This window comes from Deltaproteobacteria bacterium, assembly GCA_026712905.1.
In the GTDB taxonomy this organism is placed as follows: domain Bacteria; phylum Desulfobacterota; class Binatia; order UBA9968; family JAJDTQ01; genus JAJDTQ01.
The window spans coordinates 1-20754 of the sequence record JAPOPM010000202.1 but is presented as its reverse complement, the minus strand read 5'-3'; the positions used below and the strand labels follow the sequence as shown (position 1 = coordinate 20754).

Sequence of the window (20754 nt, the reverse complement as noted above, 5' to 3'; positions counted from 1 at the left end):
CGTGGCGGTCCGTCGAACCCTCCAGTCTCATGTGGCCAGCCACTGGTTGAAACGCTTGGTCAGCGCGCTCAGGTTCGTGCCCACCCACAGCGGATCGGGCTGGTACGTGAGCGGCAGGTTGTCCTTCCACGTGGGCATCATCCGCGCCTTCTTCTCGTCGATGTGCTCGTAGGCCCCGGTGATCCACGGGCCGGTGTTCATCAGGCGGCAGAAGACCCCCAGGTTCTCGGGCTTCAGGCAGAACTGCGCGAACCGCCAGGACTCCGCCGCGTTGGGAGTGCCGCGTGCCACGATCCAGTTGGAACGGCGCATGTGGGCCTGGTTCCAGATCACCTCGAGGGGCACTCCCTGCTCCACCGCCACCCCGGCCCGGGTGTTCCACATGGGCATCATGTCGACCTCGCCGTCGCGCACGAGCTGCACCGACTGGGAGCCACGCCGCCACCAAACCTTGACGTGGGGCTTGAGCTCGTCGAGCTTCTTGAAGGCGCGATCGATGTCCAGGGGATAGAGCTTGTCCTTGGGCACACCGTCCGCCAGCAGCGCGAACGGCAGCATCCGGGCGGCGTCCTTGTAGGCGCCCCGGTTGCCGGGGAACTTCTCCACGTTCCAGTAGTCGGCCCAGGACTGCGGGCCGCCGTTGGGGAACTTCTTCTTGTTGTAGACGAGGTTGGTGGAGATGGAATGGCGCGAGATGCCGTTGTAGCCGATGGTGTCCGGCGGATAGTCGGTCAGGCGGATGATGTCGTAGTGGATGTGCTCCAGCAGGTTGTCGTTGAGCCCGCGGATGGAGTCGGACCGTCCCATGCCGGCCACGTCGAACTCGTAGTGGCCCGAGAGCACCTGCGCCTTCATCTTGGCGAACGACACCGGCGTGACGGGTTTCACCGCGATCCCGCTGGCCTTCTCATAGGGCTTGTAGTAGGCCTCGGCCTCCGCTTTGCCCCAGCTTCCGCCCCAGGTGTTGATGTAGATGGTCTTGGTCTTGGCCCGGGCCTTGGACGCGATGTAGGGTGCTCCCAATATCATTGCGCCGGCCGCTACGCCGCCACCGATGAACGCACGGCGGTTGACGCCCTTCGTACCGCTGGTCTCCTTGGAGTCCTTCATGGATCATCCCTCCTGTCTCGAATGTCGACTTGCCAAACCGTTGAAGCCGTCAGCAACCCAAACTCAAACAAACAGGCGCGAGCCCGTTGCGTGAGCCGACCCTTATCAAAAGCGGCAGGGGACGGCAAATCAAAAATTTTCCGCGGAAGCGGGAGTCCAGGGGCGGTGGTGGGGCACTACAGCGGCGTTGCCCCGCCTCCCCACCCCTGGATTCCCGCTTCCGCGGGAATGACGATTCAGGGGGTTGTCGTCTCTCTCAGATGGCGTCTTGACACGGCCTGTTCCGCGGGAATGGCGTGGAGGGGTTCAGGCCTGCCGCGGGCGCTACTTCCGGTCGGGCCAGGCCGCCTGGGAGGTCAGGTCTTGCCACGCGGCCGGGCGGCAGGCGGCTCGGGCGGCCTCGTCGGGCTCCAGGGTTGTGTCCCAGTCGTTGCCGACGAAGCGGCAGCCGGTGACGGCTTGGGAGGCGTCGGACACGAGCCAGCGGATGGGGGCGGCCATGACCTCCGGCTGGACCAGCTTGCCGCGGTCGAAGGGTGCGTTTTCGGGGATGAAGCTCGTGTTGGTGGGACCGCCGGGCACCAGCACGTTGACGGTGATGCCGGTGTCTTCCAGGTCCTTGGCCCAACTCGCGGAGGCGGCTTCCAGGGCGGCCTTGGACATGCCGTAAGGGGTGTAGGCGCCCCGGAACATGGTGTCGAGGCTGGTGGTGACGTTGATGATGCGGCCGGAGCCCTGCTCCACGAGGTGGGGCGTGACGGCGCGAGCCATCAGAAAGGCGCCCTTCCAGTTGACGTCCATCACGCTCTGCCAGCGGTCGGGTTCCACTTCCCAGAAGCGCACGGGCTCGCTCATGTAGTTGGCGCGCACGGTCTGCATGCCGATGCCGGCGGCGTTGACCAGCGCGTCCACGCGCCCGAAGCGGCCGACGACCGCGGCCGCCACCCGCTCGCATTCCTCCGCCTGGGTGATGTCCGCGGTGAGGGTCATGAGGGCGCCTTCTTCCGCCACGCCCGCGACGCTCCGGGCCAAGGCTTGGCAACGCTCTTCCTGGTTGTCCACCACCGCTACCCGCGCTCCGTCCGCCAGCACGGCGAGGGTCATGGTGGTGCCCATGCCGCCAGCCCCGCCCGTGATGATCACGACCTTGTCGTTTAATGGTTTATCAGACACTTAAGATGCCCTTTCTCGAAGTGACTTGAATCTGGATACTACGGACGCGGTTGCGGCGGTCTCTGCGACGAGGCGGCGTCACGCCTCTTGCTTGTTGGCCTTGTACTGCTGGTGGTTGCGGTCGAGGGCGGCGAGGCACTCGGGGTCGAAGTCCTGCTTGGCCACCGGTTCGGCCTCCCAGTGGCCGTGGGTGTCGACGCCGCGCAGCAACGTCGCGCTGGCATGGTCGAACAGGGTCTGGTGCACGTGCGGCGCGATGAAGTGGATGGAGTAGCCCAGTCGCCGGTCATCCGACTCGTTGGGATTGGAGCCATGGATCACGGCCTCGCTGTGGAACGAGATCTCGCCCGCCTCGAGCTCCACGTCCACCGCCTTGGACTCGTCCACGCCCTCGATGGTCTGGCCCCTGGACAGGAGGTTGTCCTCGGCGAAGGTCTCCACGTGCCGGAGCGCGCCCGCCGCGTGGGAGCGCGGGATGACTCTCATGCAGCCGCTCTCGACCCTGCTGTCGGTGAAGGCGAACCAGGCGGTCAGGGTCTCCCGCGGTTCCAGACCATAATAGGTGGTGTCCTGGTGCCAGGAAACGAACCGGGGATCGTGGGCGTTCTTGGTGAAGAAGCTGGAGCCCCAACACAGGATGTTCGGCCCGATGATGTCCTCCACCGCGTCGAGCATCACCGGGTTGCGGATCAGCTCGTTGAGCCAGGGGAAGGGAAGGTGGGCCTTGATGCGGTAACGGTCCTGGAGCTCGCCGCCGATGGTCTGCTCCACGTCCTCCAGTTTGCCCCTCAACGCACGCGCGGACTCCCTGTCCATGACACGGACGGGAAACAGAAATCCGTCGCGATGGTAGGCGTCCATCTGTTCTTGTGTCAGTACCTTGGGCATTTTCGGTCTCCGTCAAAACAGCAATGTCTTGGAACAGGGCAGGAACGGCCCGGCCAAGGGCTAATCTGGCCTCGGCAACACGGTCTGTCAAGCGCGCCTGGAAGGCGATCCTTCAGCAAATACTGACGTGACGGCACTGCACCACGAGCAAAGTCGACCAGAGCCTGCTATATCGTCCTGAAGAGTTTGGATTCTGGAGAAGGAGGTCTTGAAATGGCTGTAAGAGTAGTTGTGGAAGCCAACGCGAAGCCCGGTACCGGGAACGATCTGGTAACGTTCTTCAAGTCGATTCTGGCGGAGACGCGCGCTCACGACGGCTGTACAAGCGTCGACGCGCTGCAGAACTGCGACAACGCCGACAACGTGCTGTTGGCGGCGACATGGGAAACGCGCGCGCAATACGAAAAGTACCTCGCGTGGCAGCGGGAAAGGGGCGTCAGCGCCAAGCTGATAGATCACCTCGCCGAGACGCCGACCATCCGCTTTTTCGACGTGACCGGCGCCTGATCGGCGACTTGCTCCGGCTACGGGCCGGGGTCGCGTCGGGACGTCGTTACAGCCGCGCCGCCTGTCTCAGGCTGGCGATCATCGAGACCTGGAGGAGGTAGTCGTAGGCCTTCTTCGGGTCCGCGGCGGTCTCGCGCATGGTGTGGCGGAACTGTTCCTGGCGGTCGGGGTCGCGGGCTTCGAGGTTCAGCTTGTTGCGGGTGGAGTGGACGTTGGCATACTCCAGCGCGATGGGACGGCGCTGGCGCTCGTAGCCGTCCAGGTCCGCGTCCGGCGCCCTCCCGTGCCATACCCGCGCGAGCCGTTCAGCCAGGTTGTAGCCGTCGTGGATGCCGCCGTTCATGCCCATGCCGCCCAGCGGATTGTTGATGTGGGCGGCGTCGCCGGCGAGGAATGCGCGCCCTTGGCGATAGCGCGCGGCCACGCGCTGGTGCACGGGGTACAGGGTCCGGTGTTCCACCGGGTAGGGCGTTCCCGTAGGCAGGACGCTCTGGAGGCGCCGCTCGACGCTGGCGTCGCTCAGCACTTCGTCGTCGCTTTCTTCCGGCCGGGTGGGAAACATCACGCGCCACAGCCCGGGCACCCGTAGCAGAAAGAACCACTCCAACGGGTCCGCGAAGTAGCTCACCGGCGCCAGTCCGGCGAAGTGCTCATCGAACCGGAAGGGCGTGCTCACCACCAGGAAGCGCTCGGGCCAGGTGAACCCGTCGAAGGGGATGTCCAAGGCTTTGCGCACGTTGCTGCGGGCGCCGTCGGCCCCTACTAGGTAGCGGCCCCGGAAACGGCGGGTTTCGCCGCCTTGTCCCACCACCACGGTCACCGACGGCCCGTCCTCCTCCACTCCCGTCACTTCGCTTGAGAAGTGTACCTCCGCCCCAGGCAGGGTCGCGAGCTTCTCGTAGAGCAGGCGGTTCAGCTTGAACTGCTCGCACTGGAGCCGGTAGGGGTGCGCGGTGACGTCCGCGATCCGTCCGAAGTCGAACTCCGCGATGCAGCCGGCGCGCTCGCGGTACTGGAGGGTGGGGGCCTTGAGACCCATCGCCAGGAAATCGTCCATTACGCCGGTGGATGCCAGCATGTCGAGGGTAGGGGGGTGGAAGGTGGAGGCGCGCAACGTCTCCGGCAACGCCGCCTCCGCCTCCAGCACGGTCACGGGTATGTCGTGCCGCGCGAGGTGGAGGGCCACCACCAGCCCCACGGGCCCCGCCCCCGCCACGAGCACGCGATCGGTGTTCATATCGTCGGCACGATTCCGGCGGCGAACATGCCCGTTCGGCCCTCACCACCCCTGGATTCCCGCTTCCGCGGGAATGACGACTCGGGCCGTTGGCGCCAATTCTTGCCCGGACCACGTTTTGACACGGTCTGTTCCGCGGGAATGACGGCAAAAGAGACGTAAGCGCCATCCCTACCGGAAGTGCGGCATGATGTGCTCGCTGCATACGTCCAGGTGCTGGAACTGGTCCTTGGCGGCGAAGCGCACGATGAAGGTCTGGATGCCGGCGTCGGCGTACTCGTTGATGAAGTCCACCACCTCGTTGGTGCCGCCGGCCTTGACCACCAGTTGCGCGGCTACCTCCTCGTAGGTCTTGTGGTAGTAGGCCTCCAGGAACGCGCCGCCTTCGCGGCGCGCCTTTTCGGCGTCCGGGTCGATGTGGATGGTGAGGTACAGGCAGCGGTGGATGTCGTCCGGGTTGCGGCCGGCGTCGCTGGCGAAGTCCTCCAGCTTCTTCCGGGACTCCTTGAAGACCTGTAGCGACGGGATGTTGGTAATCCAGGCGTCGCCGTAAAGCGCCGCGCGCTTGAGTCCGCTGTCCACGTCGTTGCTGGACACCCACAGGGGGACGCCGGGCCGCTGCACCGGCTTGGGCAACAGCGAGATGTTCTCGACGGTGTAGTACTTGTTGGGGTGGGTGACGTCGTCCCCGGCCCACAGCATCTTCATGATCTTGAGCACCTGGCTCAGGCGTCCGGCCTTCTGGTTGAAGGGCACGCCGCACGCCGTGTACTCCTCCTCGAACATCTTGTCGTTGCGCGACACGCCCACGCCGCAGATCAGGCGCCCGGCGCACAGCACGTCGACGCTGGCAAGAGCCTGGGCCAGTACCACGGGGTTGCGCATGGCCGCCAGCAGCACCGCGGTGCCGATCTTGACCCGCTGGGTCTTCACCGACAGCGCCCCCAGCGTGCTGATGACCTCCAGCCTCGACTTGGCGGTGACGCTGTCGCCGATCCACACCGAGTCGTAGCCGGCTTGTTCCACCGCGTCGGCGAGGTTGAAGACCGGGCTCAGGTCCGGGACGGCGGTCTTGGCCAGGATGACCCCGCGGGTCGGTAGCAGGATGCCGAAGCTGAGGTTCTTGCTCATTGGGTTCTCCGTGTGTGGTTCGTCCGCGCTCGCCGGAGCGGCAAATGTCAGATACGCAGGAACAGGTCGCGGGTGCCTTCGCTGGTGAGCTGGCTGATGGTGGTGATCCGGTCGCTGAATTCTTTCAGGGTTCCCAGCGAGCTGGGGCCCACGTCGATGAGGATGGAGAAAAGCGAAAAGCTCAGGCGGTCCTTCTCCTTGAGGAACCGCTCGGACCACTCGGCCGACACCTGGCATTCCCCGTCCGTGATGAAAACGATATCCCCCTTTTTATATCGGGATTTCTTGAGGCACTCCAGCGCCGCGTCCAGCGGCTTCTCGAAATCGGTGCCGCCGCCGGGAAAGTGCTCCGCGAGGTCCATGAGCTTGTCCGGTTCGACGTCGGTGCCGCGCCGGGTGTTCAGGTCCAGGACGTGCAGGGCCGTGTCCCGGGAGGAGAAGCAGATGGAGCGGAACGGCCGGCGCTGGCGCCGGGTCAGCTCCAGCAGGGTCAGGGCGACGGCCTTGGACCACAGTTCCTTGTCGCCGGCCATGGAGGAGCTGCCGTCGAGGCACACCACCACCGGCCCCTTGCGCTTCTCCTCCATGCCCCGGAGCGAGTACTGCAACAGCTCGTTCTCCAGCAGGCGCCGCTGAAAGTCCCGGTGCAGCAACGGCTGGCGCAGCGTCACCAGTTCCTGCGGCAGCAGGTGCTCCAGGGCGCCTCCCTGCTCTACCGAGTAGAGCTCCTCGTTGGCGCGCTCGAAGGTGCGCTTGCGCAAGGCCAGCGCGTGGGACTTCATCCGCCCGACCATGCGCACGAGCTTCTTGAGCTTCTCGTTGCCGGCCAGCCGCCGCCCCAGCTCGAGCCGCCGGTCCGCCGGCAGGCGTCCCCCCGAGCCGAGGGCCGAGCCCCAGGCTTCCGCTTCCTCCGCGGCCTCCTCGAGCTGCTGGGCGGCGCGAATGGCCGAGGCCTGCACCCGCGCCCGTGCCTCGTTCTCGACCCGGTCCAGGTCCTCGGTCAACTGCCGCCGCTTCTGCCGGATGGAGGCCGCTTCACCGCGGAGCCGGCTCTTGAGCCGTTCCTGGAGCTTCGCCAACGCGTCTTCCTTGCCGGCGCCGTCCTCTTGCTCGGCCAGTTCGCCCGCGTGCTCCAGCATTTCCCGGACCTTCTGGAACTCCTCTTCCTGCTGCCGCAGCTTCCAGGTGTCCATCATGTCGTGGCGCGTCCACGGCTTCTCCGACTTGAGCGTGGCCAGAAGCCCTTCGCCCACGAGCAGGGTGCACAGGCCGGCCTTGGCTTCGTCCAGGAGGGTCATCTCCCGCAGGATGCGGCTCACTTCGCCGCCGTGAAGCGCGTCGAGAAGCGTCCGGTTGACCGACGCGCTGGGGAGCACGTCCGCTGCGGCGGCGAAGACGATATTGTACTTGAACAGCAGGCAGAAGACGTCCTGGAGCAGCGAAGGGAAGTGGGGGAGGAGAGCCTCGCCGGCGTGCTCCAGTTCCCGCAACGAAGCGGCGTCGCGGCGAAGCTGCCCGTAAGCGTGCCGGTCGTAGCGGTCGCTCTCGATCCAGTTGGCGTTGTCGGGCAGGTCGGGCGGCGGCGCAACCTGCTTCTTCGCCTTCCGCCGCGCCACTACAAGTCCTCCAGCAGGCGCTTCTGCAGGGTCTGGATCTCGTCGCGCATGTCTTCCACGCGCCCCACGGGGCGGTCCGAATCGGAAGCCTTCTCGATGAGCTGCTCCAGCCGGGCGAGGATGTTGCGCAGCTTGGTGTGTCCTTCGATGAGGGCGTGGGAGCGCAGCTCCTCCGTTTCCCACGGGCGTTGCACGTACTCGCCGATTTCCCGCGCCTGGTAGAGCAGTTCCTGCGCCTCCTTCTCGTAGCCGAGCACGATCTCGCGGATGGTGCTGCTCACGTCGGCGCGCTCGGATGGTTCCCGCCACAGCACGTGTTCCAGGAACAGCAGGCTCTGGTCCGAGACCTGGGCGTCACCCGCGAGATACGAGTGGGCCTTCATGAGCGCCAGGGACTGGCGGTAGCGCCGGTCCGAGGCGACGATCTGTTTCTTGCCGAGCTGCCGTCGGACCTCGGCCATGGCCCGGTGGACGTGGCCGGGGACGGGTTGTGCGTCGGTTTCGCGCTGCATCTCTCTCAACTCGTCGAGGGTGATGCGGACCCCGGCCTCTCGCGCCGGCGCCTCCAGCATCCGCAGAAAATGGTAGTCCTCCGCGATGTAGTCCACCACGAACCGGAGCAGGAACCGGTCGTACAAGGCGGTCAGCTCGTCGTCCTCGGGCAGCTCGTTGCTGGCGCCGAACAGGGTGATGAGCGGCACGTCGCGCACGTGCTGGCCGTTGTGGAAGCGGCGCTCGTTGATGACGGTGAGGATCGAGTTGAGGATCGAGGAGTTGGCCTTGAAGACCTCGTCGAGAAAGGCGATGTGGGCCTCGGGCAGCTTGCGTGTGGTGACGCGCCGGTAGTCGTCCTGCTCCAGGCCCTTGAGGCTCACCGCGCCGAACAGCTCCTCGGGGGCGGTGAATCGGGTCAGCAGCCACTGGAAGTAGCCGGCGCCCTCGATGCGGCGGCACAACTCGTCGGCCAGCATCGACTTGGCGGTGCCCGGCGGGCCGATGATGAGCAGGTTCTGCGCCGACAACAGAGCGGCGAGGGCGCCGTCGATGAGCTCGCCGCGCTCCAGAAAGGCCTGTTGCAACTCCTCGCGCAACGCCAGCAGTTTTTCCTTGGGGGTCATGGTGGAAACCTGATGAACGTGTAACAAAAGCGCGTTGGACGTACAAATATCTTGCAACCCTTCGAGGGACGTTTTAACTTAGTGTGAAGAAGGGATGGGCGGCGGCGGTGCCGTTGCCCGCAACCGAGCCGAGAGGAGGGAAGCCCATGCCGATCATCACGATCATTCGTGGCGCGTTTGGGGCCGGTCCGGAGGTTGCCGAGCGGGTGGCGCAGGATTTGGGCTATCCGTGCGTGGACCGTGAGGTGCTGATGGAGGCGAGCAACCGGTACGGTATCCCCGAGGCAAAATACGAGGAGGTGCTGGAATCGGGACCGCACTGGTGGGAGCGCTGGCGCGAGAGCCTGCGGCTGTATCGCATCACCCTTCAGGCGGCCATGTGCGAGATGGCGCGTGACGGCCAGATCGTCTACCACGGTCACATGGGCCAGGAACTCCTGCCCGGCGTCACCCACGTGCTCAAGGTGCTCCTGACCGCGCCGCTGGAATACCAGGTGGAAAAGGTACGGGAGCGGGAAGGGCTCGACGAGGCGGGCGGGCGGCGTTTCGTGGAGAGCGTCAACAAGTCGCGCTCCCGGCGCATGGAAGCCGTCTTCGGGGCCGACTGGCGCGACGCGTCGCGCTACGACCTGGTGCTCAACGCGGGACAGATGACGGTAGACACCCTGGCGCGGTTGATCGAGGACGCGGCCGGGCGCCCCGAGTACCAGAAGACCGCGGAGTCCGATCGGCTCTTCTCCGACCTGTCCCTGACGTCACGGGTTCAGGCGGCGCTGATAGTGTCGCCCAAGACCCGCAACCTGAACGTGCGCGTGCGGGCAAGCGATGGCGTGGTCCACGTCTCCGGCATATTGACCCAGCCCGCCTTGCAGGAGGAGATTGTCGCGGTGGCCAAGGAGGTGTCCGGAACCACGGAGGTGGAGACGGACTTCGAATCGCCGCCGGTGGAGTACATGTTCCCTTGACGGGACCAAGGCCGTTCGCCCTGAGCGCAGCTCCGTGTCGGCGGAGCGAGTCGCGGGGCGTCGGGAGGTAGCGAATGGCGCAGAAGAGCATTCTGGTGACCGGGGGGACCGGTCTGGTGGGCGCGTACGTGGTGGGGATGCTGCAGGAGCGGGGCGAGCGTCCGGTGATCTTCGACGTGGCGGTCAACGAGCGGCTGCTCAGGGCCGTGGGCGTCGATCCCGCGTCCGTGGAGACCGTGCGCGGCGACATCCTGGACCTGCCGCAGCTCGTGAGCGCGATACGCGACTACGACGTCGGCCAGGTCATCCACCTGGCCGCGTTTCTCGGCGAGGAGGTGCAGCGTCGCCCCTACACGGGTGTGCGCCTGAACCTGATGGGCACCGTCAACGTGCTCGAGGCGGTGCGCCTGGAAGGCGTGCCGCGGATGACCTTTCCCAGCTCTGGAACCGTCTATCTGGGCTCGATGGGGGAGGGGCTGCCGACCGTCGACGAGACCATTCCCATCAACCCGCCGTCGGTCTACGCCGCCACCAAGGGCGGCTGCGAGTTTCTCGGCAACGCCTACGCCAAGATGTACGGCTTCGAGTTCGTGTGCATCCGCTACGTGGGGGGCCTGTACGGTCCGTCGCCCACGACCATGAAGGCGACCCGCGAGCAGGCGATTCAGGACATGATCCGCGCCGCGTTGAAGCGGGAGGACGCGGTCATCAACTGGCCCTACGGACCCACGGAAATCCTCTACGGCAAGGACGCGGCCACCGCCACCGTTCTGGCCGCGTTGAAGCCGGAGCATAAGGACCGGCTCTTCCACATCGGCTGCAGCGGCATGGTCACGGGCGACGACATCCTGGCGGCGGTGAAGAAGCAGTTCCCCGAGTCCCGCGTCGCTCTGCAAAAGGGCAGCGATCCGATGGCGTATCCGGCGAACCGGGCCCTGACGGACCTGTCGCGCGCGGCGGAACAACTCGGCTTCGAGGCCGAATACACCCTCGACAAGTCCATCGCGGACTATGCCGAGACCATGAGGAAGCTTGAGGGGCTCTAGCGCAACGCGTTCGCCGCACCTCCGGGTCCGCGCGGGCGGCGCGCTGCCGCCCCGCGGTGCGGTCCATTCCTCCGCGTCATGATTGTCGCCGTCGTTCTGTCCGCGGGCGCCTCCAGCCGCATGGGAAGGCCCAAGGCCCTCCTGCCGGTGGACGGGGTGCCGTTCATCGAGCGCATCGTGCGCGCGCTGGAGCGCACCGAGGTGGAGCGTACCCTGGTGGTGCTGGGCCACAACGCCGAGGCCATGCGCGAAGCCATTGCCTATCTCGGCGTGGACACCGTGGTGAATCCCGACTACGCGCGCGGGCAGCTCTCCTCGCTGCACACCGCCATCCGGGCATTGGACGGCGAGCCGGTGGAAGCGATCCTGGTCCACTTGGTGGACCACCCGTTCATCGAGAGCCGCCTGGTGGACCGCATGATCGAACGCTTCCGCGCGGAACAGAAGCTCATCGTCGTGCCGCGCTTCAACGGCCGGCGCGGCCATCCGGTGCTCTTCTCCAGCAGGCTGTTCCCGGAGTTCATGGCGGCCTCGCTCGACACCGGCGCCAAGCCGGTGGTGCGCGGGCATCCCGAGGAGACTCTCGAACTGGACACCGACGAGGCCGGGATCCTCGTGGACATCGACACGCCCGAGGAATACCGGAAGCACGTCAAGGACTGATAGTCTTGATCAGGAGTGGTGAATGTCCCGGTTGAAGCTGAATTTCGCTTGCGGCAGCTATGATCTCTTGCGCCCGCTGTGGGAGAAGGTGGTGGAGCCCGCGGGCATCGACCTCAACGTGATGACCATGCCGTCGCCGGAACGCCACGGGCGCATGCTGCGCCACGAGGAGTTCGACGCGTGCGAGTTGTCCCTGGTGGGGTACCTCGTGGCCCACGACCAAGGGCGTGATTTCACCGCCATTCCGGCGTTTCCGCACCGGCGCTTCCGCCACAGCTACATGGTCAAGCGCAGCGGCTGCGGCATCGAGCAACCCGCGGACCTGAACGGCAAGCGGGTGGGCCTGGACACGCTGCAGAACTCCGCCGGCCTGTGGATGCGCGGCATCCTGCAGGACTACTACGGCCTCGACCTCCGCACCGTGGAGTGGTGGTGCCAGGAGGAGGAGGACGTCCCCCTGGAGCCGGCATCGTGGATGAAGATCCACCGGGTGCCGGAAGGCCGCGACATCGACGAGATGCTGTGCGCCGGCGACCTGGAAGGGTCGCTTTACCCCGAGGTGCTGCCGTCCATCCGGGCGGGCTCGGACAAGGTGGCGTTGCTCTTCCCGGACCCCAGGCAGGCCGAGGTGGACTACTACCGCCAGAGCGGCATCTTTCCGATCATGCACACGGTGGTGGTCAAGGACGAGATCCTGGAACGCAACCCCTGGGTGGCGGTGAGCCTGCTCCAGGCCCTGCAGCGCGCCAAGCAGGTCTGTTACGAGCGCATGCGCGACCCTCGGAGCCTGGCGTTGGTATGGGCCAAGGAAGAGCTACAGCAGCAGCACGAGATCTTCGGCCCGGATCCCTGGCCGTACAATCTCGAAGACAACCGCCCCGCGCTCGAAGCCGCGGTCCGGTACGAGTTCGAGCAAGGCATGATCAAGAGCAAGCCCGCCATCGAAGAGCTGTTTTTTCCGCCCTCCCTGCAGGAAATCCAGCATTACGTTTGACCTCCGCTCTGCCGCCGCTACGCACCAACCTCGATCCGCCCTTGGCGTGGGGTGCGGCCCGAGTATTTCAAGCCGGACCGACGATTTGCTGACACCATCCACCGCGTCTGTGGATAACCTGTTGACATACGCGTGTGTGGATGGGTCTCCGGCCTTGTGAGAAGCCGGTTTCACCAACTTGCCCAAAGAGTAGTCAGCGTTTTTTGTGAGTTTTCGAATCCTTACGGATGAGTGTATCCCGGGGCGGGAAGCCGCAAGACGGCTTGGCGTGGGCGGCTCAGATCCGGAAGGTCCGGTGGGTGCTCGGGGCGAACAACTCCTCGATGGGCATGGGGCGCTCGATCATGCCTTGCTCGTGCATGTAACGCACGAATGTCTCAAGGGTTTTGCGGTTGGTCTCCAGTCCATAGGGCCAGAAGTCCTCGCCCATGGCCGCTATCGTTTCGTAGGCGTGCTCGGTCAGAAACGGCAGTGTCAGCGGCAGGGCGCTGGTCTGGGTCAAGTCTTCCATGGCCAGATCCTTGGCCTCGGAGAAGGCTTTCATGAGGGTGGCGGCGACCCAGGGATGTTCGTCGAGGATCTCGCGCCGGATGGACACGGTGTGCATGATGGGGAAGATGCCGGTGCGGTTGAAGTAGTCCCGCTCCACCTTCCACGGTTCCTGGAACAGGCGCCGCACCCGCCCGGTGGCGGGATCGAAGGTGGACGGCGTGCGGGCCGTGATCAGCGCCTGGATGTCGCCGTCGGCGAGCATTTGCGCGAGCGAACGGTCGGACGGCGCGAAGCCCAGCCGGATGCCCGCCGGCTCCACCGGCTCGAAGGGCAGGCGCCCCGGGTCTTCGAGCCCACCCTGGATCCACTCCACGTCCGCCGCGCGTACACCGTAGTCGTCCGCGAGGATGCCCCGGGCCCACACCGCGGCGGTCATCTGGTACTCGGGAACGCCGATGCGCTTGCCGCCGAGGTCCTGCGGCGTGTTGATACCGGAGCCGCCGTGCACGAAGATGCAGGACTGCCGAAAGAACCGCGACGGAAACACGGGAATGGCCACGAGGTCGTCGAGCCCACGTCCGCGGCGCACCACGTAGCCGCCGAGGGAGGTCTCGGCCACGTCGAACTCGCGGTACTGCATCATGCGCCAGAAGGTCTCTTCCACCTTGAGCGTGAGGCAGTTGAGCTGAATGCCGTCGGGCCGCACGCGTCCGTCCCGCAAAGCCTCGGTCCGGTCATAGTGGCCGCACGCCAGAGTCAGGTTCAGCATGATCTCTCCCGATTGACAGGGTTCCGGCAGATTAGCTAAAGCTGGAGCAGTTTTCCAGCAGCGATGTGTGACAGAGCGCTACGGTGCCTTGTCCCGCCAACGGGCAATGACGAGGCAGGACACCGGCACAGGGGGTTGCCATGAGTGATACGCCGGCGCCGGTCAAGAAATGCCTGATGCGGACCATGTCCGACACCATCGAGACGGACATCCACCGGGTCCACGTCATCGCCAACGAGATCCTCCCACGCTACGACAAACCCGAGTTGTCCTTCGAAGAGTTGCGCAAGGTGGCGGACGGGCCGTTTGACTTCTTCCTCGCGCCGATCCTGTTCGCCGACGACTACGCGCGCGACCCGAACATCATCTACAACGAGGGGGTGCGGCGCGAGATCCGCGGCCACGCCTTGGAGATCGCGCGGCGGCACGGCTTCGACGTAAACCCGCCGGAGTTCATGCCGGGGGTCGAAACGTCGCTGAAGCAGACCCGGGACGCGGGCCTGAGCAACATGGTCCTCACCACCAGCGGCCGCCGCTACAAGCACCGCGTGATGGAGGAGGCCGGCATCAGCGAGTACTTCGACGAGATCATCGACCGCGACGAAACCTACTTCCGCAAGGAGCAGGGCATCTACCACCTGTTCCGCAGGCTCGACCGCAACCTCGACGTGATCCTGCTGTCGGGGACCGCGACCTACATCCGGGCGGGCAACAACCTGGAGTTCGCCCAGGTGGCCGGCAACGACCTCACCGTGTTCACCGTGGCTCTGGCCACCGAGTACTCCTACAACGACGAAGAGACCCTGGCCGCGGCCAAACCCAAGCTGCTCATTCGGAGCCTGGAGGAGCTGATCCCCAAGCTGCGGCAGGCCGGCGTCCTGCCCGCCGCGGCCGCCTCGACCGCGGCTTAGGCCAATTCTGATCCATTGCCGCCGGGACAGCCGGCGTTCCCGCTCACCGCCGCCCACGGGGAGGCTCGTGACGGGGCTTGCCCGGCATCAGCGGGTCCTGGTAGGGCGCGAGCAGGCGCGAGCGTTGGCGAAAAAAGCGCGCCGAGGACTCGTGGGCGGGGAGGGTGGCCGCCACGGCGGTGTACATTTTCGCGAGCGCATGGTGGAGCTGCCAGTTCTCGGGTTCCGCGTCCAGGGCACGGAATGCCTCGGCCTGGGCCCGGGCGATGAGGCGCCCGGCCAGGTCCGGGTCGTGACCGTGGATCACCGCCCAGTTGGCCGCGACGTTCTCGAACAGCAGGGCGCGTGGATAGGTCGCCATGGGTGCGAACGCGCGGATCGAGCGCTCGATTTCGGTCATGAAGGGGCCGGCGTACTCGGCGCGGTAGAGCGCCGCGGCGCCGGCGTGGATGGCGTGGTTGGCCCGGATCGAGCCCGCCGCCAACGCGACGGCGCCGGCGCAGAGCAGGCCGCGCACCCACGGCCGGGCCGCGAGGCGCAGCGCCCGGGCGGTCCACGCCGGGCGCTTCCCGGCCGCGACCCGGAGCGCGGCCTCTCTTGACGCGTCCTCCGGAGGCCGGGCCGCGGCGGCGTGGGCAAGAAACGCCACCAGCACGGCGTGGGTCAGCCAGCTCACGGCGTCGTAGAACGCGGTCATCCCCTGGACGAACCAGCCCAGCAGGGCGGCCGCGGCAAATGCCGCCAGCGCCGCGTCGGCGGGCGCAAGCCGCGTGGCCGCGCGCCATGCCGCGGCGGCCGTGGCGGCCCAGAGGGCAAGCCAGACGGCGAGGCCGGTCAGGCCCTCGGTGGCGGCCTTGCCCACCGCCAGGTTGTGGGCTCGGTCCTTGGCCCGGTTGTGCTCTCCGCCGGTGCGGTCGTGCCGGGCCGCGGCCACCATGTAGTTCTCCGGGCCCCAGCCGAGGAGCGGGCGCTCGGCGAACGCGAGCAGGCCCGCGCGCCAGTTCTCCAGCCGGCGGCGGAGGGTGGAGCCGATCGTGGCCGTGCTGGTGAGGCGGTCGAGCAGGACGATGCCGGACGCCGGCGCGCCGGCCTCCGCCCCCGCCGCGGCGTCCCGCCCGGCCGGGCTGCGCACCGCGAGCGCCGCCAGCAGCACCGCCCCCGCCAGGCCGAGTCCGAGGGCGGCGCGTCCGGCCCGGCGGGCGTTGGGCGACGGCCCCAGGAAGCCATAGAACGCCGCGGCGCCGGCGGCGCCCGCCCCCAGGCCGGCGAAGGCGCCCAGGGACCCCGACAGCGCCAGCGCCCAGGCCGCGAGGGCCGCGGTGGCGCCCCAGAACGCGCGCGGGAGCGCCCGGGCCGGCGCGCCGAGGAACGAGCGCGCCAGGAAGCCCGACGCCACCAGCGCCACCGCCTGCATGTAGGCACCCAGGAAGAGCGGGTTGCCCAGTGTCAGGGAGATGCGCGGGTAGCGCATCTCGTACAACCCCGCCAGCCCGAAGGTCTCCGGCGCGTGGAACCGCGCCACCGACAGGAGGGCGACCGCGCACCCCACCGCCAGGTAGAGGTTCAGCCACATCCGCCACTGTCGCGCCGTGCGCAGCAGCGCCGCCAGCAGGAAGGCCAGGGCCACCCAGTGGGCGGCGTCGACCAGTCCGCCCATGCGCGGGTACTCGGACCACAGGCTGCGCTGGAGGCTCGCGCCGAAGGCCGCCGACAGTGCGCCGGTGGCCACGGTGGCGGCGAACAGGAGGAGAAGGCCGGGCGGGGAGCGCCGCTCCGGGCGCAGCGCCGCCAGCACCGCCCACAGCGCCAGCGCCGCCGCGATCAGCGAGCGCGCGTACACCGCCTTGGCCACGGTGGACGAGAACACGACGTCCGGCAGCACCGCCAGCGGCGTCAGCATCACCAGGCCGAGGAGCGCCAGCGCGCCCCGTTCCAGGGCGCGTTCCGGCCACCGCGTGGCCGCGACGGCGGGTGGCGCCGGGCCCTTCACGTTCCGGCCCTGCCGAGCCCGCCGTGCCATCGTCTCAGCACCTCTGGCAGCGGGTGGAGCGCCGGCCCGCGCCGGGACGCCCGGCCGAACCGCCTGTCGGCGGCGGGTTTCTTATCAGAGAATCGACCGATCTCACCGAACTGCAATTTCTTTTGTGCGCAGGTGCTCGGGTACGGCGCGTGCGAAGACGATATTCTGTTTTCACTTACTATAGTGAAAAATATAAGATTTCGTGACATTATATTCTAATATATGTCAATTCTGTCAAAACGTAAGGAAGGTAACGCGGCACACGATCAAGGATGACTTGCCGCCGGCTTGAGAGGGAACCGGCTTGGCCGGGCGGCCGGTGTAGGGCGTAGCGTCGGAGGTCTTCGCGGATGGCGACAGCGGGGACGGAAAACATCGGCCAACAAGGCAACGAGGACATGGGCGTCCTCCGCTTCCCTCGTATTCGAGGTATGCTGCCGTGGCTCCTGATCCTGGTTATCTGGGCTGCTGCCTCCTCGCCTCCGTCCGCCTTCGCACAGACCGTCACCGAGATCTGGTCCGCGACCATGACGCTGGGGGGAGGCGCCGATGAGGCAAAGTATAGCCATCCTTCCGCTGGGGGGGATGGGTCTGTATCCGACGACGACTTCGAGTTAGACGGCACGACGTACACCATCTGGTCATTGTGGCATGGTACTTCCAATAACCTACTAGGGCTCCGTTTCGCGACCGGAACTCCGTTGGCGCCGACGCGGCTGCCTGCCGCAGCCGAGTCGGAACTCACCCTGCAACTCCAGAACGAGGACGACGCCAACGACTTTACGACCTACAGTTATCCGTTGCACAATGCGGCGGTGTTCTCTTCCACGTACCAATTTACCACCAGCCACTACACTAACCGACTCCCGTCCGGCCAGGGCCCGGGTGAATCCCTGAGGGTCAAGCTGATCCGCGCTCTCAACGCAGCCCCGACGGCGTCATTCGGGACGGTGACGACGGCGGAGGACGTGGCGTACACCTTCGCCGCGTCGGACTTCGGTTTCATGGACGCCGATGGCGACACGCTCTCCAGCGTGAAGGTCCTCGGACTACGGGGTACCGGCACCCTCCAGGTGAACGGCACGGCGCACACGTCGGCGGACGGGCCGAGGACGGTAACCAAGTCCGAGATCGACAGGGGCCATCTCGTGTTCGTTCCGGCCGCCGACGCCAGCGGCCGCTCGTTGTTCGACTTCAGGGTGAACGACGGCACGATCGATAGCACCACGGCTTACTTCATGACCATCGACGTCACCGCGGTGAACGACCCGCCGTTCGTGGTCAAGGAAATTCCAGTCCAGGTCGCGCATGTCGGAGTCTTGTTCAACTACACCGTCCCCGAGGACACGTTCAGCGACGTCGAGACCCCCGCGACGCTGACCTACTCCGCGACGAAGTCCGACGACACCGCCCTGCCCACCTGGCTTTCCTTCGACCGGTCGGCTCGCAGTTTCTCGGGCACGCCGCCGGCGAGCGGAACGCTCTCCGTCAAGGTCACCGCAACCGACGACGACGGCGCGACGGGGTCGGACATCTTCGCCATCAAGGTCCCCACGACGGATGTGTGCCTTCGCTCGCCCGCGGTGCGCGACGCCATCGTAGAGGCGGTCTCCGGGGTCACCGACTGCGCGGACCTGACCAACGCCCACCTCGCGGCCATCACGACGCGTCTGTCCCTGACCAATGTCGGTCTTACGAGCCTGCAGGCGGGAGATTTCGCCGGACTCGGCGGCCTGACAGAGCTGGATCTGAGCGACAACGCCCTGACCGCACTGCCGGCGGGCATCTTCGACGGACTCACTGATCTCGAGGACCTGTATCTGGAGGACAACGCCCTGACCGCACTGCCGGCAGGCATCTTCAACGGAACCACTGGGCTGAGTATCCTGGATCTGACCAACAACGCCCTGACCGCGCTGCCGGGGGGCGTCTTCGACGGACTCACTGAACTGCAGTTTCTGTACCTGGCTGGAAACACCGGCGCGCCGTTCAGGCCGACGGCCAGCGCCGGCGAAGACCAGTCGGTGATGCCCGGAGTGACGGTCACGCTCTTGGGCACCCGCGGGGGCCCCTGGGGCGACAACGTGACCTGGGAATGGACCCAGGTGGACGGTGCGAACTCGAACACGGCCGTGACCGGCACCGCGACCGTCACGCTCACCGACGGGACCACCGCGACACCGACCTTCACCGCACCGTCGCCAAGGAATCTGCACTTCAGGCTGGTCGTGAGCCCCAAGCTGGCCCCGAGCTCGTTAACCCAAGATCAGGCGGCAAGCGGCATCGCCCCCAGCGCCACGGACTGGGTAACCGTGAGGGTGCCGGCTGGCGACATCACCCTCGCCACCGACTACTCCGAGATTGTCGTGGGGATGCACGTCCCCACTCTGACTCTCACCCGCACCGGGGACCTGACGGATGCCTTGACGGTAGGCGTGACGGTGAGCGAACCAGTGCGGCAGGCGCTTGCCAGTACGAATTCCCGGAACGCGCAAGTGACGTTTGCCGCGGGCAGCGGGAGTACGACGTACACGATCCCCGTCTTTTGGTTCGATCCCGGGTCGCCCGCGACGGCGGCGACGATCACGGCGTCGGTGGACCCGGTGACGCTGTATGACGTAAGCGCGGCGGAGGTGGAGATCACGGCGCTGCCGACGCCGGACGGGATGATCGTGGCGAGACTGGGTGCGGACTCCTACGAAGTGGCGGAGGGTGCGGGTTCGGTCACCCTCCGCGTCGAAACACGAACGTTGGAGGGGTTCGCGAGACCGAACAGGAGCGTGAGGGCTCTTAGGGCTCTGACAACAGGAGGAACAGCCCGGAACGCGGAAGACTATTCGCCCTTGTCGGTCAGTCCTCAGATTCAGGCGTCGGACTGGACGGCGAGCGGCACGGTGTTCACGTTCACGCAATCGTTCACGGTCGATATCCTGGAGGACTCGATTCACGAGGGCGCGACCCAAGAGACGATCAACGTGGATATGGGACTTGCTCCGAGCGTCGATTCTACGATCGTCCGGATGCAGACGGCAACCGGCGACCCCTGTAGTCCATGTCGTTCCACGGTGACGATCCTGGACAACGATGATGAGCCGGCTCCGGAGCTCTCGGTGACGGCCACGGCCATCGCGGAGGCGGAAGGGACGTCGACGGTAACAGTGAGTACGGGAACGGGGTCCACGTTTGCGACGGAACAGACGGTGGTGCTGACATTCGGTGGGACGGCCACGGCAACGGAGGACTACACGGTGAATCCGGCGGCGTTGACGCTGACGCTGCCGGCCGGGAGCGGCACGGAGGCGTCAAGAGTGTCCGCGGTGGTGACGGCGATGGACGATACGTTGAACGACGACAACGAGACGATCTTGATAGGCGCCACGTTGGGGGGCACGGCTTTCGGGACGCGTCTGACCGTGACGATCACGGACGATGACGAGGGGCCGGAGCTGACGCTGACGGGGGTGGAGGGGCTGGGCACCACGGAAGCAGGAGGCACGGCGACGTTCTCGGTGGCGCTGTCGACCGCGCCGTCGGCGCAGGTTGAGGTGGGTTTGACGAGCAGCGACACCGGGGAAGGCACGGTGTCGCCGGCAACGCTGACGTTCACGGCAACGGACTGGGCGACGGCGCAACCGGTAACGGTGACGGGCGTGGACGATGCGGCAGTGGACGGGGACCAGGAATACGAGATCGCCATTGTGGTGACGAGCACGGACGCGGGCTACAACGGCTTGTCGGTGGGCGCGGTCACGGTGACCAACGCCGACGACGAGCTGGCGCTGACTGTGGGGACGGTGGCGGACGACGACGTGGTGAACATCGCGGAGAAGGCGACGGGGTTCGCGGTGAGCGGTGCGACGGGGAGCGAGGCGGGCGTGGGGGTGACGGTGCGGATCGGGAGCGGGACGCTGACGGCGACGTCGGACGCGGGCGGCGCATGGACGGCGACGGTGGGCGCGGATGCGGCGTACGTCACGGGGCCGAGCGTGGTGCTGACGGTGAACGCGGAGAAGGCCGGGTTCACGGATGCGGCGGAGGTGACGAAGACGGTGACGGTGGACCTGGCGGCGCCGTCGGTGAGCTACACGCCGCCGGCGGCGTTGCCGCGGGGCGT

16 protein-coding genes are annotated in these 20754 nt (G+C 66.6%); 7 read left to right on the top strand and 9 right to left on the bottom strand.

Annotated features, from left to right (window positions below; genetic code table 11):
- Window positions 1-27 precede the first annotated feature (27 nt).
- The 3 genes from OXF11_16730 to OXF11_16720 form a co-directional block, all read right to left on the bottom strand.
- Entirely contained in the window at window positions 28-1110 is a 1083-nt protein-coding gene (locus OXF11_16730) for an ABC transporter substrate-binding protein (GenBank protein ID MCY4488741.1), read from the bottom strand.
- Between the two features lie 324 nt (window positions 1111-1434).
- Window positions 1435-2253: an SDR family NAD(P)-dependent oxidoreductase gene (locus OXF11_16725; protein ID MCY4488740.1), complete on the bottom strand. Its 819-nt coding sequence runs from the start codon at window positions 2251-2253 to the stop codon at window positions 1435-1437.
- A gap of 108 nt (window positions 2254-2361) precedes the next feature.
- Window positions 2362-3171, bottom strand: a complete 810-nt coding sequence (locus OXF11_16720) for a phytanoyl-CoA dioxygenase family protein (GenBank protein ID MCY4488739.1) — start codon at window positions 3169-3171, stop codon at window positions 2362-2364.
- A gap of 213 nt (window positions 3172-3384) precedes the next feature.
- Between OXF11_16720 and OXF11_16715 the strand changes: the two genes are divergently transcribed.
- Window positions 3385-3678 carry an antibiotic biosynthesis monooxygenase gene (locus OXF11_16715; GenBank protein ID MCY4488738.1) on the top strand — a complete coding sequence of 98 codons (294 nt, stop codon included), beginning with the start codon at window positions 3385-3387 and terminating at the stop codon, window positions 3676-3678.
- Between the two features lie 46 nt (window positions 3679-3724).
- Here the strand turns inward: OXF11_16715 and OXF11_16710 are convergent, their stop codons facing one another.
- From OXF11_16710 to OXF11_16695, 4 genes are all read right to left on the bottom strand, one after another.
- Window positions 3725-4915 carry an FAD-dependent monooxygenase gene (locus tag OXF11_16710; GenBank protein MCY4488737.1) on the bottom strand — a complete coding sequence of 397 codons (1191 nt, stop codon included), beginning with the start codon at window positions 4913-4915 and terminating at the stop codon, window positions 3725-3727.
- Window positions 4916-5086: 171 nt separating this feature from the next.
- Window positions 5087-6046, bottom strand: a complete 960-nt coding sequence (locus OXF11_16705; GenBank protein ID MCY4488736.1) for an LLM class flavin-dependent oxidoreductase — start codon at window positions 6044-6046, stop codon at window positions 5087-5089.
- Between the two features lie 47 nt (window positions 6047-6093).
- On the bottom strand, window positions 6094-7662 hold the full coding sequence (locus OXF11_16700; protein MCY4488735.1) for a VWA domain-containing protein: 1569 nt from the start codon (window positions 7660-7662) through the stop codon (window positions 6094-6096).
- Window positions 7662-8780, bottom strand: coding sequence for an AAA family ATPase (locus tag OXF11_16695; GenBank protein ID MCY4488734.1), 1119 nt, complete (start codon window positions 8778-8780; stop codon window positions 7662-7664). Before OXF11_16695 ends, OXF11_16700 begins: the two co-directional genes overlap by 1 nt.
- Before the next feature lie 146 nt (window positions 8781-8926).
- Here OXF11_16695 and OXF11_16690 point away from each other — a divergent pair, with 146 nt between their 5' ends.
- The 4 genes from OXF11_16690 to OXF11_16675 all read left to right on the top strand — a co-directional run bounded on the left by OXF11_16690 (window position 8927) and on the right by OXF11_16675 (window position 12448).
- Window positions 8927-9745, top strand: a complete 819-nt coding sequence (locus OXF11_16690) for a cytidylate kinase family protein (protein MCY4488733.1) — start codon at window positions 8927-8929, stop codon at window positions 9743-9745.
- A gap of 74 nt (window positions 9746-9819) precedes the next feature.
- Window positions 9820-10791 (top strand): NAD(P)-dependent oxidoreductase, encoded by a 972-nt coding sequence (locus OXF11_16685; protein ID MCY4488732.1) that lies wholly within the window; start codon window positions 9820-9822, stop codon window positions 10789-10791.
- A gap of 78 nt (window positions 10792-10869) precedes the next feature.
- A complete protein-coding gene (locus OXF11_16680; protein ID MCY4488731.1) occupies window positions 10870-11454 on the top strand; it encodes a nucleotidyltransferase family protein in 585 nt (194 codons plus the stop codon).
- Window positions 11455-11476: 22 nt separating this feature from the next.
- Complete coding sequence (locus tag OXF11_16675; GenBank protein ID MCY4488730.1) at window positions 11477-12448, top strand: ABC transporter substrate-binding protein; 972 nt, start codon at window positions 11477-11479, stop codon at window positions 12446-12448.
- A 277-nt stretch (window positions 12449-12725) separates the two neighbouring features.
- On the opposite strand, the gene OXF11_16670 is transcribed toward OXF11_16675, so the two are convergent.
- Window positions 12726-13709, bottom strand: coding sequence for an ABC transporter substrate-binding protein (locus OXF11_16670; GenBank protein MCY4488729.1), 984 nt, complete (start codon window positions 13707-13709; stop codon window positions 12726-12728).
- 140 nt (window positions 13710-13849) lie between these two features.
- Here OXF11_16670 and OXF11_16665 point away from each other — a divergent pair, with 140 nt between their 5' ends.
- Window positions 13850-14620 carry a hypothetical protein gene (locus tag OXF11_16665; GenBank protein ID MCY4488728.1) on the top strand — a complete coding sequence of 257 codons (771 nt, stop codon included), beginning with the start codon at window positions 13850-13852 and terminating at the stop codon, window positions 14618-14620.
- Window positions 14621-14663: 43 nt separating this feature from the next.
- Here the strand turns inward: OXF11_16665 and OXF11_16660 are convergent, their stop codons facing one another.
- On the bottom strand, window positions 14664-16640 hold the full coding sequence (locus OXF11_16660) for an O-antigen ligase family protein (GenBank protein ID MCY4488727.1): 1977 nt from the start codon (window positions 16638-16640) through the stop codon (window positions 14664-14666).
- A 701-nt stretch (window positions 16641-17341) separates the two neighbouring features.
- Between OXF11_16660 and OXF11_16655 the strand changes: the two genes are divergently transcribed.
- On the top strand, window positions 17342-20754 hold a 3413-nt coding region (locus OXF11_16655), incomplete at its 3' end, for a putative Ig domain-containing protein (protein MCY4488726.1).